This window comes from Blautia massiliensis (ex Durand et al. 2017) (assembly GCF_051861785.1).
Lineage (GTDB): Bacteria > Bacillota > Clostridia > Lachnospirales > Lachnospiraceae > Blautia_A > Blautia_A luti_A.
In genome coordinates this window covers 3,379,214-3,394,245 of the sequence record NZ_CP146725.1, presented here as the reverse complement: position 1 = coordinate 3,394,245, position 15,032 = coordinate 3,379,214, and the positions used below count along the sequence as shown (strand labels likewise).

Annotated in this window: 14 protein-coding genes and 2 pseudogenes; 8 read left to right on the top strand and 8 right to left on the bottom strand. The window is 38.8% G+C overall.

What is annotated here, in order from left to right; translation table 11 throughout:
* Nucleotides 1–47: 47 nt before the first annotated feature.
* Both V9W66_RS15950 and V9W66_RS15945 read left to right on the top strand, forming a co-directional pair.
* Complete coding sequence (locus tag V9W66_RS15950; protein WP_243121639.1) at nt 48–1,301, top strand: DDE-type integrase/transposase/recombinase; 1,254 nt, start codon at nt 48–50, stop codon at nt 1,299–1,301.
* Nucleotides 1,302–1,303: 2 nt separating this feature from the next.
* Nucleotides 1,304–2,107 (top strand): ExeA family protein, encoded by an 804-nt coding sequence (locus V9W66_RS15945; protein ID WP_243125600.1) that lies wholly within the window; start codon nt 1,304–1,306, stop codon nt 2,105–2,107.
* Between the two features lie 84 nt (nt 2,108–2,191).
* Here V9W66_RS15945 and V9W66_RS15940 read toward each other — a convergent pair whose 3' ends face one another.
* Nucleotides 2,192–2,374, bottom strand: a complete 183-nt coding sequence (locus V9W66_RS15940; RefSeq protein ID WP_144093848.1) for a hypothetical protein — start codon at nt 2,372–2,374, stop codon at nt 2,192–2,194.
* 102 nt (nt 2,375–2,476) lie between these two features.
* Complete coding sequence (locus V9W66_RS15935) at nt 2,477–2,794, bottom strand: GntR family transcriptional regulator (protein ID WP_144093849.1); 318 nt, start codon at nt 2,792–2,794, stop codon at nt 2,477–2,479.
* 121 nt (nt 2,795–2,915) lie between these two features.
* On the opposite strand from V9W66_RS15935, the gene V9W66_RS15930 reads away from it, so the two are divergent.
* From V9W66_RS15930 to V9W66_RS15910, 5 genes are all read left to right on the top strand, one after another.
* Complete coding sequence (locus V9W66_RS15930; protein ID WP_144093850.1) at nt 2,916–3,665, top strand: ABC transporter ATP-binding protein; 750 nt, start codon at nt 2,916–2,918, stop codon at nt 3,663–3,665.
* A 13-nt stretch (nt 3,666–3,678) separates the two neighbouring features.
* The gene (locus V9W66_RS15925) at nt 3,679–5,685 is read left to right on the top strand and encodes an ABC transporter permease (RefSeq protein ID WP_144093851.1); all 2,007 of its coding nucleotides are present in this window, start codon (nt 3,679–3,681) and stop codon (nt 5,683–5,685) included.
* 106 nt (nt 5,686–5,791) lie between these two features.
* A complete protein-coding gene (locus tag V9W66_RS15920) occupies nt 5,792–7,357 on the top strand; it encodes a sensor histidine kinase (protein WP_144093852.1) in 1,566 nt (521 codons plus the stop codon).
* A gap of 34 nt (nt 7,358–7,391) precedes the next feature.
* Entirely contained in the window at nt 7,392–7,940 is a 549-nt protein-coding gene (locus V9W66_RS15915; protein ID WP_330575317.1) for a LuxR C-terminal-related transcriptional regulator, read from the top strand.
* 183 nt (nt 7,941–8,123) lie between these two features.
* The gene (locus V9W66_RS15910) at nt 8,124–8,360 is read left to right on the top strand and encodes a helix-turn-helix transcriptional regulator (RefSeq protein ID WP_243121668.1); all 237 of its coding nucleotides are present in this window, start codon (nt 8,124–8,126) and stop codon (nt 8,358–8,360) included.
* On the opposite strand, the gene V9W66_RS15905 is transcribed toward V9W66_RS15910, so the two are convergent.
* Genes V9W66_RS15905 through V9W66_RS15895 form a run of 3 tightly spaced genes read right to left on the bottom strand, consistent with a single transcriptional unit; the run spans nt 8,317 to nt 11,140 of the window.
* Nucleotides 8,317–9,807, bottom strand: a complete 1,491-nt coding sequence (locus tag V9W66_RS15905; RefSeq protein WP_144093854.1) for an ABC transporter ATP-binding protein — start codon at nt 9,805–9,807, stop codon at nt 8,317–8,319. The genes V9W66_RS15910 and V9W66_RS15905 overlap by 44 nt on opposite strands.
* Before the next feature lie 11 nt (nt 9,808–9,818).
* A complete protein-coding gene (locus V9W66_RS15900) occupies nt 9,819–10,556 on the bottom strand; it encodes an energy-coupling factor transporter transmembrane component T (protein WP_144093855.1) in 738 nt (245 codons plus the stop codon).
* Complete coding sequence (locus tag V9W66_RS15895; RefSeq protein WP_005333775.1) at nt 10,556–11,140, bottom strand: MptD family putative ECF transporter S component; 585 nt, start codon at nt 11,138–11,140, stop codon at nt 10,556–10,558. The genes V9W66_RS15900 and V9W66_RS15895 overlap by 1 nt, the downstream gene beginning before the upstream one ends.
* A gap of 192 nt (nt 11,141–11,332) precedes the next feature.
* Here V9W66_RS15895 and V9W66_RS15890 point away from each other — a divergent pair, with 192 nt between their 5' ends.
* Complete coding sequence (locus tag V9W66_RS15890; protein WP_101885093.1) at nt 11,333–12,322, top strand: helix-turn-helix domain-containing protein; 990 nt, start codon at nt 11,333–11,335, stop codon at nt 12,320–12,322.
* 214 nt (nt 12,323–12,536) lie between these two features.
* Here the strand turns inward: V9W66_RS15890 and V9W66_RS15885 are convergent.
* The 3 genes and pseudogenes from V9W66_RS15885 to V9W66_RS15875 all read right to left on the bottom strand — a co-directional run.
* A pseudogene (locus tag V9W66_RS15885) lies at nt 12,537–13,168 on the bottom strand (DUF6040 family protein); the annotation flags it as partial.
* Between the two features lie 13 nt (nt 13,169–13,181).
* Nucleotides 13,182–14,413, bottom strand: a pseudogene (locus V9W66_RS15880) (relaxase/mobilization nuclease domain-containing protein).
* Entirely contained in the window at nt 14,362–14,742 is a 381-nt protein-coding gene (locus tag V9W66_RS15875) for a plasmid mobilization protein (protein WP_167544874.1), read from the bottom strand. Before V9W66_RS15875 ends, V9W66_RS15880 begins: the two are co-directional and overlap by 52 nt.
* Nucleotides 14,743–15,032: the final 290 nt, after the last annotated feature.

Below are 15,032 nucleotides of genomic sequence, written 5' to 3'. Positions count from 1 at the left end.
CACGACAGGTCTGGTTTTATCCCTTATCCTTTAGAAAAAGGAGGCAGATGAAATCTATGAAACAAGAAAAACAACAGGAAATCGCACTGATGCGCTATGGCACCATCGCACCGATTATTGCAGGACTTGATGAACGTTATCCAAGCAAGACCGCTTTTTACACGGAAATTTCTGCAAAAGGACTCATGGGACCCGACGGGAAGCTCCATCATTATGCTCCCGCCACCATTGAAAAATGGTATCTGGACTATCAGAACCATGGTTTTGAAGGTCTCGTCCCGAAAGGGCGCTCAGATGCCGGCATGAGCCGCAAGCTTGACGAAGAACTTCAGGAGAGAATCCGGTATTTCAAGACCAACTATCCACGCATGTCTGCGGCCGCTATTTACAGGCAGCTGAAATCCGATGGCTCTGTAATAAACGGACAGGTATCCGAATCCACCGTCAGCCGCTTTGTGAAACGGCTTCAGTCGGAACTGCGGCAGACACCGAACAAGGATATGCGCCGATATGAACGCCCCCATATCAACGAAGTCTGGTGCGGGGACAGCAGTGTCGGTCCCCGCCTTACAGATTCGGACGGAAAAAAACACCGGGTCTATATCATTGCCCTGATCGATGATGCCAGCCGGTTCATTACCGGGATCGATGTGTTCTACAATGATAACTTTATCAATCTGATGTCCGTTATGAGATCAGCCATAGCAAAGTACGGGCGCCCCAAAGTTTTCAACTTTGACAATGGGAAATCTTATAAGAACAAACAAATGGAACTCCTGGCTGCAAGGATCGGTACAACACTCAGTTACTGCCAGCCATACACTCCTACCGGAAAAGCCAAGATCGAGCGATGGTTCCGGACCATGAAGGATCAGTGGATGGCAGCCCTTGATATGCGGGATTTCCATTCACTGGAAGAACTGAGGGGAAGCCTGCATGCTTTTGTCCAGAGATACAACCAATCCCCCCATTCTTCCCTCCACGGGCTGTCCCCACAGGACCGCTTCTTTTCGGAACCGGAACAGATCCGCAGGCTTTCTGAGGAAGACATCACCCAAAACTTCCTTCTGGAGATTGAACGCCGGGTATCTGCTGACAGTGTGATCGTCATCGACCAGATTGAATACGAAGTTGATTACCGTTTTGCACGGCAGCGCATCCGTCTGCGCTATTCTCCGGATATGAAAGAGATCTTCATCGTGGAATCGGATGGAACACTAACCCCGATCCGACTTCTGAACAAAACGGAAAACGCATTGATAAAAAGAGAAAAAGTACACTTATGTAAAGGAGACGAATGAGCATGGATTATACTGCAAGATACGGATTGGAATTCAATCCTTTCCTGAAAAACTCAAAGGAAGTCCTCGTAGAAACACAGGAGTACAAGGAGGTTCTGTTCCGGCTGGACTACCTGCTTACCACAAAAGGTTTCGGGCTCCTCACCGGAAGCGCCGGAAGGGGAAAGACCACCGCAGTCAGGAACTGGGCTTCGGGACTGAACACTTCCCTTTATAAAGTGATGTATTCCAGTCTTTCCACCCTGACCGTAAATGATTTTTACCGGAACCTTGCCACTGAGCTCGGAGCCCAGCCTGCATTCCGCAAGACCGATAACTTCAAGATCATCCAGGATGAGATCAACCGTCTCGTACTTGAAAAACGACAGACGCCTGTCATTATCATAGATGAAGCGAACTATATCGGAAACGCAGTGCTCAATGACTTAAAAATGCTGTTCAACTTTGAAATGGATTCCAAAGACCGGGCAGTTGTTCTTCTTTCTGGTCTGCCACAGCTCAACAGCACCCTGCGCCTGAGCATCCACGAACCTTTCCGCCAAAGGATTGTCATGAATTATAACCTGGAAGGTATGACAAAAGCAGAAGGACATTCCTATGTTACTGCCAAGCTGAATGGCGCAGGATGCACACAAACGGTATTCGAAGACAATGCACTGGAAGCAATCCTCAATGCAGCGAATGGGACCCCACGTATGATCAACAAACTGTGTAATGCAAGTCTGTTGGTTGGAAACAGCTCAAATTTAAATATCATAACCGCCGATGCCGTCATGCAGGCAATCAATGACTGTGAACTCGGATAGCTTTAGAAACCATCATGTAAGATAATCTGCATGATGGTTTTTTCTCATAAAATAACGTGCCTGAAGCGTCCAAAAATATATGCTTCATCCCATCGTTAGGTGCTCTGAAAGACCCGTTTTAATCTGATGGAAACGGCAGCGTTTAATTTGCCGAATAACAACCGTACTCAACATCAAAGCTGTATTGCTCCACATAGTCCAAATAATCAAAGCAGCAATCAACGTACATACAGAAATCAAAGTTTTTTTAGATAATCGTTTTTTCATGGTGTTCTCTGTCCTTTTCATTCTACTACTGTAAATTAGTCCGTAGTTTCAATCTCTTAGAATAGTCTTGAATAAATCTTATTGCTTCATCTTTGGAAAATCCTAATGCAAACATATTATCGAAGTAAGAACAACAAAGTACCTTTGCAGTATCCTCTCGCTCTTTGCTATGTACTGTTCATCTGTGGTTACAGAATATTGACCGTTTCGGTATGACACAATCAATTTATCATTACTCACAATCTTATAAGCCCTCATAACAGTATTCGGATTGATATGCAGTATCTTTGCCATTTCTCGAACAGATGGGATTTTTTCGCCTGCTGAAAGTTGTCCACTATAAATCGCACACCTTATTTTTTTTATAAGTTGCAAATAAATATGTTCCACATCGTGAAACACCCATTCATCATAAATCATAGATTTTATCTCCTTTATCACACCAACAGACAATACGATAAAAAAAATTGCCTGATTTACTCATTCGCTTTTTGACCAGAAAAAGTACAATGAAACCATCAAACGAAAAGGAGATTAAAATATGGCAACATTATTAAAAGCAAATGAGGTAACAAAAATTTATGCCAAAGGGCAACGTCCAAGCCTAAATAAAGTATCTTTCAATGTAGCAGAAAGTGAATTTATCGCTATTATGGGTGCTTCTGGCTCTGGAAAAACTACATTGCTTAATGTTCTTTCCACTATTGATACCCCTACAAGTGGCAGCATTGTAATTAATGGTGTTAATTTAAAACAATTGAGCGACACAGGTGCAGCGGATTTCCGCAGGGATAATCTTGGATTTATTTTTCAGGAATACTTTTTACTTGACAGCCTTACCATCCGAGAAAACATCTCTGTTCCACTCACTTTACAAAAGCTTCCGCATAAAAAAATCGAAAAAATGGTGCGAAGTTTAGCAGAACGCTTTGGCATTGCCTCTCAGTTAGACAAATATCCAAACGAGCTGTCTGGCGGGCAGAGACAACGGGCATCGGCGGCAAGAGCCATTGTAAAACAGCCAAGTATTTTATTTGCTGATGAACCGACAGGAGCATTGGACTCAAACTCTGCTACCGAATTATTAAAAACTTTGAAAGAAGCAAATGAAGAATTGCATACCACTATACTAATGGTCACACATGATGCATACGCTGCAAGTTTTGCTAACCGTATTCTGATTTTCAAAGACGGAAGCATTATACACGAACTTCTTAAACAGGATGCCGATAGACGAACATTCTATGAAACCATTGCACAGGAAGTAACCAAATTAGATACGGAAAGATAAGGGGGCAAAATTTATGAATAATTTATCAATGGCACTTAAAAATCTTAGAAAAAATTTTTCATTTTACGCCCTTTACCTGCTTTCTGTATCATTTGTAATTACTGTCTTTTTTGCATTTACTTCATTCTCAATGAATACAGTTATGCTTGAAAAGATATCTGGTAACGGGCGGGTTGAAATGATGTGTAACGTAATTTCTGTATTCCTAATGGCTTTTGTTGTTTTTTATATGTCATATTCCAACCGTTTCTTTTTACGTCGTCGAACAAAAGAACTTGGTGTTTACGCATTATTAGGATATAGAAAAACCACAGTGTTGTCATTGCTGACAACAGAGAATTTACTGGTTTGTTTTGGAGCGTTTATAGTAGGAATACTTCTCGGTAGTTTTTTTCATAAAGGCATTGTTTTTGGCATAACCAAGTTACTGGATTTATCTATCAATAATTCAAAAATACCCTTTTTCAATATCAATGCCATTGCAAAAACAGCTTGCTTTATTTTTGCTATCGTGATTGTATTGATGCTGTCTAACAGCAGGTTTCTTTTCAAGACATCGCTTATGGGATTAGTTAGATTTGAAAAAAGTGCTGAACAAAAAATGAAATTTCATGCTGTTCCCGCCATCGTTGGCTTTTGCTGCATTATTTTGGGGTATGTTCTTGCATTGGATATCTTCAGAGGAGATAAATCTGTTTGGTTTTCGATTGGTTATACCCCCATTGCCATGCTGACACTTGTACTCGTAGTTGTGGGAACAATACTTTTTATTTCATCCTTTCTTCCTTTTGTAGTACAAATAAGTAAAAACAACAAACGGAAGTTTTATACAGAAACAAAAATAATTACTTCCCCGAATTTCATATACCGTATGCGTTCAAACTCTAAGACTTTAATCATGCTTACACTGTTATCCGCAGCAACGCTTACCGTCTCCAGCGTTATGGCTTTATCTTTATACTATCCAATAGCTGCTGTGGCACGTATGGCACCGTCAGAAATTGAATGTAGAATTGAAAATGAAAGCGAAATAGATGCAATCAAACAAATTGTAAATGAGCATTCGTCCAAAAATGATGTTTCATTCCTGCAAACGAATATTTATAAAGTTACATCTACTTCCGAACAAGTTCCTTTGGAATATAGTGCAGGAAGCTCTAAAGGTGATTCAGACAACGAAAAAATTCTGCGAAATGCAGGGTTTGAATGTATCTCTTATTCAAACTATATAGCTCTCTTAGAAGCGCAAGGAAAAAAAAGGGCTTTGGAACAAATTGGCGAGCTACACGATAGTGAGTGTATTTTAGTAAAATACCAGCCAGCTTCAGACAATGACGAAACGGGTAATGTTTATCCTTTGCTTATAGGTAATGAAGAAATATCTGTAACAGTCATCGCAACTACTTTAGATAATCCCATTTCATTTGCAAATAGCATTGGTACTTTGATTGTAAGTGACGACTTATATGATGTAATAGCAGAAGAAATTAGCCCCGAAACGGAAGTCCTGAGTATAAATGGGCAGTCAATCAAAGATAATGAAGCTCTGTTTCTTGATTTATCCGAATATTTAAATGATAGTCCTTATTTACAGGGAAACTCGCATAGGATACATGAGATATTTTTCCTAAGCAGTTCAACCTTCTTACTGCTTGGATTTCTTGTAATCTTGTTTTTTATCGCAACTGGAAGCATATTATATTTTAATAATCTTTCTGCCATAAGCGATTCGAAGGCTGATTATGAAATCTTAAGAAAAATGGGATACACAGACAGAACGGTGAAAAAAATAATAAAGAAGCAGACGATATCCTTTTTTAGTATTCCGTTTTTATTCGGGTTGGTAGACTGTGTCTTTGCAACATTAGTATACAGGACAGCCCTTATGCAGAACATTCTGAAAGAAAGCCTTATTCTGTATATTCCTACGTTTATCGCTATTCTGCTTACATTTATAATTTATATGATATATTACTGTATGACTGTCCATACTTGCTGTAAAACAGTTCTAAAGAAATAAAAAGCTATATGAAATCATCGAGTTTTATAGCTCGGCGATTTCATACACTTTATTTGTTCACAGAGAGATAGTATAATTTAATGAGAAAATAGGAAGGAGGCAAAACATGAAGCAAACAATTTTAAAGCTACTGCTTTTTATAAATTCTATTTTACTCATTGCATATATGGGACTGACCGCTCATGCAGATTTTCATTTAAACACCAGAGGTGTCATTCCCTTATTTTTATCGTCTTTGCTGCTAATAGATGTTACTTATGTAAGTTCCTGCAACATTAGGGAAAATAAAACTATTTCCCTATTTTGTGGTTTATTAGCATTGGAAAGTTGGTATATACTCTTAGCTGCTTCGGGCAACTCCATCACAAACAATATTTTTTTCGCTTTAAGCCCGGTAATATGGTGTGTTTCCATTAAATTCATACTAATGTTTTTGTTCCAAAACAGCGGATACAAATATCAGAAATTAATTAATCTCTGCCTGACGGGAACTTGTATTTTTGCTCTTATTGGCGTATTGGTGTCAAGTAAAATATTTTTCCTTCTCTATTTCATACAATTTATGGCAAGCTGGCTGTGTTTTATTTTTACAGTGATATATCATAGAAAAAGAGTTGCTTTTGTTTTTAAGTCAGAATGGAGGCATATCATTTTCTCCCTTATAGCAGTTATAGTTTTATTCCTTACTTATTATTTTTCAACAATGAGAGTTCCTGAACATCTTTCAAATTTTGGTGTATATATTCCTATACTATTGTTTTGGGTAAGCATCCACGGTATCATACTGAAAGAACATAACAGCCTTCCATTATCTGTCGTATTCAATAATCGCCAATTAACATTACTTATTTTTTCAGGAGTAATTATTTTTAGTTTAATAGCAATAATTTTAGATGGTGGATATTCTTTGCTTTTTATTATGCTGGATGCCCTGTTTGCGTTTTTATATGTTTGCAATATTGCTTTGGATTTCAATTTCAAGAAAGGACATAATAAGATAATCAAGGAAAGCAAATACCATGTCGCACTACAACAATTACAACGGGAAGAACAATTAAATCTTGAATTTGCAAACTTTCTCCACGATGATATTCTTCAAGACCTGCTTTCTGTAAAAAATATGATGAAAAAAGCAGACCGCCCTGAAGTACAGAAAATTATCACGGAAACTCTCGATAATATGAATACTTATATTCGTGAGCAAATGCAGGATTACCATCCTACGTTGCTTCCAAAACTTACTATAAAGGAAAACTACCAAAACTTGCTTGATGGTATTTCGCAATCTTTTCCGAATCGTAATATCTGTGTCTCCTTTGATTGTTCAGACTCCTTATTTCTGGTTGAGCCATACAATATCTTTGTGTACCGCCTGCTGAAGGAACTTGTCACGAATGTTTACAAACATTCGACAGGGGAAAAAGCATGGATAACCCTTACGCAGGATAATAGGATTATAATACTGAGTGTGAGTGACAATGGAACTGTTGATGCAGATGTTCTCTTATCTGCTGACAGGTTAAAACATCGAGGACTTGCAATGATTACGGAACGAGTGAATGACATGGATGGCTCTGTAACTATATCTAATAACCATCCACATGGGATTTGCGTACAAACGATATTGCCGATGAAAGGAGATGTTTCTTATCAACATTTTGTTAGTAGATGACCATGCTTTATTTTCTAAAAGTTTGGAGATTGCATTGTCAGATTATTCAGAAATTGAAACCTTTGATAGTATCAATGATGTTTCTCAATTAGACAATTATATTGTATCTAAGAAACCAGACATCATCCTTATGGATATAAACTTGAAGAATATATCTTCTGAGGATGGTCTGGAATTAGCCAAACAAATACTAAGTTGCTATCCAGAACAAAGGGTTGTAATTCTGTCTGGTTATGATTTGCCTGTATATCGAAGTGAAGCAAGAAAAATAGGCGCAAAAGGATTTGTTAATAAAAATATTGAACCTGAAAAGCTCATATCTATTCTTTCTAAAATAATGCAGGGGATACTTTATTTTGACAGGAAAATTCCATCCATAGAAGGATTGACCGATAGTGAGAAACAAATTATACAGCTTATAGCAGAGGGACAAAAGCGAAAAGACATATCAAGCACACTTTATATTAGTGAACGTACCTTATCAAATCATTTGCAGCATATATTTGAAAAACTTGATGTTGCATCAGCGGTTGAAGCCGTGACAAAAGCTATTCAACTCGGATACATCCCGCCAATATGTTAATTAAGAGCCGATGAGCTTGTGAAACAGTTTACAAGTTCATCGGCTCTATTTAGTTACACGAAACCATACCTCTAATAACAAGAGATTATATATCTCATTATAAGAGATTTTACATCGTTTAATTGGAAGCTACATCTCTGTAAAATATAAGAGTAACATTTTCAGAGAATAGGTGGTGAGCTAATGGACGAAAGGAACAATAATTTTGACTTCGATTTTACTCCGATAGGACAGGCTATCAAAAAAGCCCGTGAAGCCAGAGGGATGCCAAGGGAGCAACTATCTGGAATAATCGGCTATGCTCCCAGACATATTCAGTCTATCGAAAACGAGGGGCAGTATCCAAGTATCGAGCTATTTACAATATCCTTTGCCATCAGTCAGATTTACTCCACTTGCCACAACACTTTCCCTGCATAAAATATTTTCTTATCTTCTCCATTCCTTCTGCATCCATCTGATACTGATCTGCAATAGTTCCATTTTCAAAATGAATGACATCAGTGCAACACTCTATAATCAGTTCCAAATCATGTGTGATCACATAAACCGAAATTCCGGCATCCCGCACTTCTCTTAGAACCTCTGCAACCTCCAGCATATGCTTATGATCAAGACCACTGGTTGGTTCATCCAAAAACAGCACAGAGCGCCCAGAGGCAATTGCAGATGCGATAGCCACCCGCTGCTTCTGACCTCCGGAAAGTGACATTGGATGACGGTCTTTGACTTTTATCAGATCCAGCATTTCAAGAAATTTGTCTGCTTCTTTCTCATTTTCTTCTTTCATGCTGATCATAACTTCATCCTGTATTGTCTCTGTAAAAAGCTGATGGTTTACTTCCTGCATGACCATATAACAGGCTTTCAGCCTTTCTTTTGGTCTGTAAGTTTTTCCATTCCAGATGATTGTGCCACATTGTTTTTCCAAACCACAGAAACAACGGGAAAAAGTAGATTTTCCAGCTCCATTATTGCCCGTAATTGCGACAATCCGATTTGCCGGAATCTCACATTCTCTGATATATAAAATCTGTGGGCCATTCTTATATGCAAAATTAAAATCATGAAGCTCCATTGTGGTTCTTTCTGATATCAACATCTCTGGCATAAGGAGATTTTCCAGAACATAAGCCCGCAGTCCCATCTCTCCCCGCTTTTCTTCTGTCAGATTTTCAAACTCTGTGGCTGAATAATCCTGAATAATCTGTCCCTCTTTCATATAAATAAACCGATCCGCCAGCCCACGCAGATAATACAGGCGATGCTCCGATATAATAATCGTTTTTCCCTGTTCCTTCCAGTGGGCGATTATTCTTCGCAGATCCATGATTGAAGCTGCATCCAGATTAGAAGAGGGTTCGTCCAGGACAAAAATATCCGGTTTCATGATAGAAACCCCTGCACAGGCAATCTTCTGCTTCTCTCCACCTGAAAGCTGAAAAATATTGCGTCCAATCAATTTTTTCAGATGCAGCTCCTGAATTGTAGCCTGCAATCGATCTTTGATTTCTTCCTTTGGCATTCCAAGATTTTCACATCCAAAAGTAATCTCGCTTGTTGTATCTACATTAAAAAACTGTGACCGTGGATTTTGAAAAACACTTCCAACAATTTTTGCTGTATCATACAGTGGCTGCTGCGAAACATTTATCCCATTTATCCATATCTCACCAGTTAATTTTCCTTCATAATAATGTGGAATCAACCCATTGATCATTCGAGTGAGTGTTGTTTTTCCACAACCGCTCTCCCCACATAGCACAATAACCTGACCATCTTCTATCTCCAGATCAATATCCCGGATTCCCACAGAATATTCATTATTTTCTCCATATGTAAATGTTGCATGATCTATTTTTATCATAATGTACTACCTCAAAAAACAATATACTGATGCAAAAAGAACAATATAAAGCATGCAAAGCAAACAACAATGGCAATAAAATCCTGTACATGAAAGCCAATCTCGCAGACATTGGTTCTTCTGATCGGTGCACCAAGTCCCCTTGTTAGAGCTGCTGCAGACAACTCATCACCAATTTTTATTACGGATACCATCAATGGTATCAGCCGGTATTCAATCATAAGGAATGGATTTTTACCACCAAAACGGATATTTCTCATTTTCATTGCATCCCTGATTGCCTGATATTCTTCCTTGATTGTAGGAAAGAAACGGAAAATAACTGACAACGGTATAATGATTTTTTCTGTGACATGCATCCGCTCCATTGCACTGATAAACTCACTTACAGATGTAGAAGAAATCAGATATGCACCTGTCATAATTCCCGGTGCAAAACGCGTCATAATTGATGTTGCTGCCAATATCAGAAAAGAAATCATACCACTCCAAACATTCAATGCCAGCCGCTCCAGTACAAAGCATACTGCATAGAGAACTGCATATTTACCGGCTGTTTTGAATTTGTGCTCTGACAAAATCAATGCAAATGGTATAAGGCTTAGTATTGGTTTCACTATATTCATGATTCCATCATTGCTGGTACTGAACATCAATGTTGTAATCGTTATAAGCATAAACAATTTTGTTCTAGGATCTAAAACAATTCCATTTCTGCTGTCAACAGTAGCAGATAATATCTCATCCATTACACGATTCCTGCTTTTACAAAGTGTTTTTTGAGCAACGCTTTTCCAATCATTCCTCCAATGATTGCGCAGATAAAGATACCTGCAATCACAAGAACAATGCTCCACATAGGCATGACAGCCATTACTTTATCTGCATACTCTTTACCAAAACTGGCTGCGAAGCTGGCTCTTGAATCTTCTACCATGAAGTACATTGGAATATATGTACCAACCATCCAGAGACTGAATACTGCATATCCAATCAGGCTCCTTTTAGCACTTTTATAATTGCCAAATTTCAGAATCAAATCTCCCAGCAGCCCAAAGATAAGCCCCAAAGGTACACCCCAATATCCCATTCCGGTAAGTCCCATCAAAAGGCCACTCAGAATTGCCATCAGCGTTACCATACCAAACTTCTTTACCCTTGTCAGGAATAACATAAATGGAATTCCTGTGATCAGTGTCCACAATGCACCAAGAATCGGAAGAAATATCGGAACAAAGCCAATCGGAATTGCCACACAACATCCGAGTACAAAATAAAGGACTGTGAAAAGTCCCAGATTAATCAGGTCCTTCGCCTGTAATTTGTTATTCATACAGAATACCTCCCTTGTATAATTAGCTCTATCTAACTACTCCATAAAATACCATATGTTTTGTTATATCTCTACAACCAAATATCATTTTAGCTCCAAACAGCATTTGGTTTTATTGTTGACTCTGCTCTCTTCAAATCCTATAATATTATCTGTTACAGGGCAAAAGTACTTATATCAGGAAGATCTTCTATGAAAATTAACGACGTGATCAAAAAATGTATCAAAATACCAGGTATATCCATAAAACAGGCTGAATATAGTATGGAGCTTATATTAAATACGAAGGAAGGTAAAGGTTCGATGACCTTTTTTTCACTTTTTCCCGGTCTGTCTCTGGCATATATTTTTATAAATTCTCCAACCTGGACGGCTCCCGACCTTCGATCAGACAGCTCCATTACAAAAGGTCCATTGCTTCTTAACTATTGTGTGACAGGTCGTTGTGAAATGATCCTGAACAACAAAAATTTTGTCTACATCAAAGACAGAGAACTTTCTCTCACAGAATGCTTCGCCCAAAAAGAATATGTTTATCCAAAGCGCATCTATGAGGGGCTTGAATTCTTTATTGATATAGATACATTTACTTTAGAAAATACATGGGTACAAAATGAATTTAGCATTGATTTCAGAAAAATCTCAGAGATGTTTTGTCCTCATGGAAGCACTTATATATCGACAGCGACCCACGAAACTGAGGAAATTCTCAAAAAACTATGGGAATTATATGATTTTCCGGCCTCTTTTGCAGTCATTCAAATGAAAATATATACGCTCGCTTTATTCTCAGTACTACAAAATTTGGAGGCTATCCCTAAGTCTCAGGCCTGCACTTTCTTTACTGAATCTCAGGTTAATATTGCTAAAAAGGTCGAAAATATCATCACCTCAGACCTAAGGCTGCATCATCCTGCGTGGGAATTGGCTGAATATTTTTCTATCAGCGAAACCAGTCTAAAAAATTATTTTCGCGGTGTTTACGGACAGAATATTTCTGTCTATCTGCGTGAAATGCGTATGAATAAAGCAGGCGAACTGCTTGCCTCAACACGACTGTCTGTAGCTGAGATTGCAGCACAGGTCGGATATCTGAATCAGAGCAAATTCGCCTCTGTGTTTAAAAAGCATTTTGGTGTATCACCTTTGGAATATCGCCGCACCAGACATTTAGACTCCTAAACTCTCCATTTTGTTGCCTCTCTTCTTTCAACAATAAAATGACGATAAATCCCATCCTGTCTCACAAGTTCTTCATGTATTCCCTGCTGTACGGTTTTCCATTCTCCAGAGCGAAAATCCGTTCAGCTTTCTGTACTGTTTTTAGGCGGTGTGCAATCATAATAACAGCTTTATCATTTGTCAGGTACCACCCACTGGTCATTAAAATAACAAATTACATATAATCAAACTTCTTCCGAAGATATATTCTGAGTAGCATGATACCCATATTAATGAGTATAAATAGCAAAATCAAATTCACCGGCAGATATTTTCTAGTTACATCTCCAAGCACTGTTATTCCTGAAAGACTTCCAATTAAAAACATCTGTGAAATTTCATCCCACATTTTTTGTATCGTTTTATTGCTTCTACAATCATTACTATCATAATTGCCAATATAAAAATTATAGCTACGATTGCCAAAATCCTGATAACCCAGGCTTCTCCCCCCGTATAAGCTATTTTCTGATTGAACCCATTATCATAAGTCGGATATACCAACCATTCACAAAATCGAACATACCATGTGAATGGAATCCTAAAAAAATCTATGAAATCATGCTGAAAAGCACCATTCTGTATGATTGCAAACAGGATTACTGTAATGTATCCTATTCCCCAGAAATATTCTGCGTCCCTCATTTTTTCGGTTCTGGCCTTTACTTCTTTTTTCGTTTTACGGATTTCCATCTCTGCACGTTTCTTTTCATTACGGGCTTTTGCTTCTGCCTGTTCCATCTTTTCCTCTGCTTCTTTCTGTTTCTTCTGTGCATCATCTACTGCTTCAACAGATGATTTGTTCACCTGTATTTGTAGTTTAGAGTTCTGGTCCCGAACGTCTCTTATTTCTTCTTCGAGCTGCTCCTGCTCATTAATCCATTTCTGTTCCTCAGATCGTCGTTGCTCTGCTGAAGCGATTGATTCAGCTTCTGCGTTTCGGACAGTTCGGTTGTCAGACACTGAATTTCTACGGTTGATTTCCGAACTTCTTCTCGCAATCTCTGCCTGTCGGATAAGATCGTCTGTTTCTCTTCTTCCAGCATCTGTATCTGCTTTTTCTGTGTCCGCATGAACTCTTTCGCTCTCTCGAAACTCTGCATTAGGAGATCTCTTTCTACTTTGAGCTTGATCGGTGATTCCTCCGGCAGCTGCGATGTCTGTGTCAAGTTCTCTGTAATAATTTCTGAGTTCTTCGGCTGCTCTGCTGTCTCTGATTTCAATATCTCTGGATTTTTTCCTATTTCCATTAAATTCATTCTCTAGTCCCTCCTTGCTGATATCCAAATGAAATGTTTTGAACAGATTACTGTCACGTACTTTCTTTCCCTCTTGGTTCTGAAAAGTAATGTGCTTCCGTTTCTCTGTCCAGTTTACGTTCCATCCGAACTGCTTCATTTTTTCTATAAACTTTTCTTTGCTGATACAATTTTCCAGTGCTTTTAACACTGCCATTGCACAGTCCGCTACAAAGCTATCCTTTACCTGCTGACGGAACAGATTATATTTGTCTTTGCTCCATGCAATGACTTCCCCTTTTTCAATCTGACTTCCATCAAAATGCTTTCCTTTTTCAGCAACGGTCAGTCCTCGTTCCCGGCACATCTGATTGGTAAGCTGTTTCATACGTTCCAGATCTTTTCTGGTGTTATGCAGCTTTCTCCCATCTTCATAACTCACTGAATTAGTAACCAAATGGCAGTGGACATGGTCTTTATCCTTATGCACAGCCACTAAGGTCTGGAATCCACTGAACCAATTTTCTGCAAACTCTTTTCCAAATTCAAATGCCTGCTCCGGGGTGATCTGCTCATCCTTATGCCAGGAAATAATGTTGTGGGCATACATTCTCCCTGTATCTTTATTCCACATCTTCTTTTCTTCCAAAAAGGTTCTGTACACCAGATCATAATTAATTTCATTGTGACAGTACGGGCCTGTTACATAAGTAAGCAGCTCACTTGTCTTGTCCTGCCGTAAAACATATTCAATACAATTTCTCATTGCTCCATGTGTATTTGTCCGCTTATTAATCGTCTTATTAACTGCCATATCCTTTCACTCTCCTTCCGATACTTGAGAATATTTTTATTGAGGAAATACAACATACTGTCGTTTGGGATTTCTCCATCTGTATGCAGTTTTCTTGCAATCTGGTTGATATTTGTCGTAGCTCCCCGGAGCTGACAAAGGATATCCGCAAACATCTGGTTCAGTCTTTTCAGTTCTTCTATTTCCTCTGCCGATGCTATCTTCAAGTCTGCGATTGCTTTTATCACAACTTCCTGCTGTGTTCTTCCGGATTCTTTAACCTTGCTCTGAAACAAATCGTATTCCTCTTTATTCATCCGTATGGTTACTGTATGATTTCGTTTTCTCATAGGCTTTTGTCTCCTTTCATTGCTTGATTTTCATTCTTTGTTAACAGCCACAGCGTTCTGGCGGCATATTGGCAGGAGATTTATAAGAGAGTGCAACGCTCTCTTATACAGGTGCAGGACAGAGTCCTAGTCAATCAGTAAGTATTCCGTAGGAATGTCCAGTAGACATTTCGCAGAAATACTTACGTCATTGACGTGCCGGGGTTCCAAGGGGGCACATAACGTCCAGTGGACGTTAGCTCTGTGCGGACCGGAGCAGAGCGGAGACGTGCCCTCTGGCAAGTTTAGGA

Excerpts from the sequence above, each read along its gene's own strand:
- V9W66_RS15950 (WP_243121639.1), top strand. The coding sequence starts at position 48 with ATGAAATCTATGAAACAAGAAAAACAACAGGAAATCGCACTGATGCGC.
- V9W66_RS15945 (WP_243125600.1), top strand. The coding sequence starts at position 1,304 with ATGGATTATACTGCAAGATACGGATTGGAATTCAATCCTTTCCTGAAA.
- V9W66_RS15940 (WP_144093848.1), bottom strand. The coding sequence starts at position 2,374 with ATGAAAAAACGATTATCTAAAAAAACTTTGATTTCTGTATGTACGTTG.
- V9W66_RS15935 (WP_144093849.1), bottom strand. The coding sequence starts at position 2,794 with ATGATTTATGATGAATGGGTGTTTCACGATGTGGAACATATTTATTTG.
- V9W66_RS15930 (WP_144093850.1), top strand. The coding sequence starts at position 2,916 with ATGGCAACATTATTAAAAGCAAATGAGGTAACAAAAATTTATGCCAAA.
- V9W66_RS15925 (WP_144093851.1), top strand. The coding sequence starts at position 3,679 with ATGAATAATTTATCAATGGCACTTAAAAATCTTAGAAAAAATTTTTCA.
- V9W66_RS15920 (WP_144093852.1), top strand. The coding sequence starts at position 5,792 with ATGAAGCAAACAATTTTAAAGCTACTGCTTTTTATAAATTCTATTTTA.
- V9W66_RS15910 (WP_243121668.1), top strand. The coding sequence starts at position 8,124 with ATGGACGAAAGGAACAATAATTTTGACTTCGATTTTACTCCGATAGGA.
- V9W66_RS15905 (WP_144093854.1), bottom strand. The coding sequence starts at position 9,807 with ATGATAAAAATAGATCATGCAACATTTACATATGGAGAAAATAATGAA.
- V9W66_RS15900 (WP_144093855.1), bottom strand. The coding sequence starts at position 10,556 with ATGGATGAGATATTATCTGCTACTGTTGACAGCAGAAATGGAATTGTT.
- V9W66_RS15895 (WP_005333775.1), bottom strand. The coding sequence starts at position 11,140 with ATGAATAACAAATTACAGGCGAAGGACCTGATTAATCTGGGACTTTTC.
- V9W66_RS15890 (WP_101885093.1), top strand. The coding sequence starts at position 11,333 with ATGAAAATTAACGACGTGATCAAAAAATGTATCAAAATACCAGGTATA.
- V9W66_RS15875 (WP_167544874.1), bottom strand. The coding sequence starts at position 14,742 with ATGAGAAAACGAAATCATACAGTAACCATACGGATGAATAAAGAGGAA.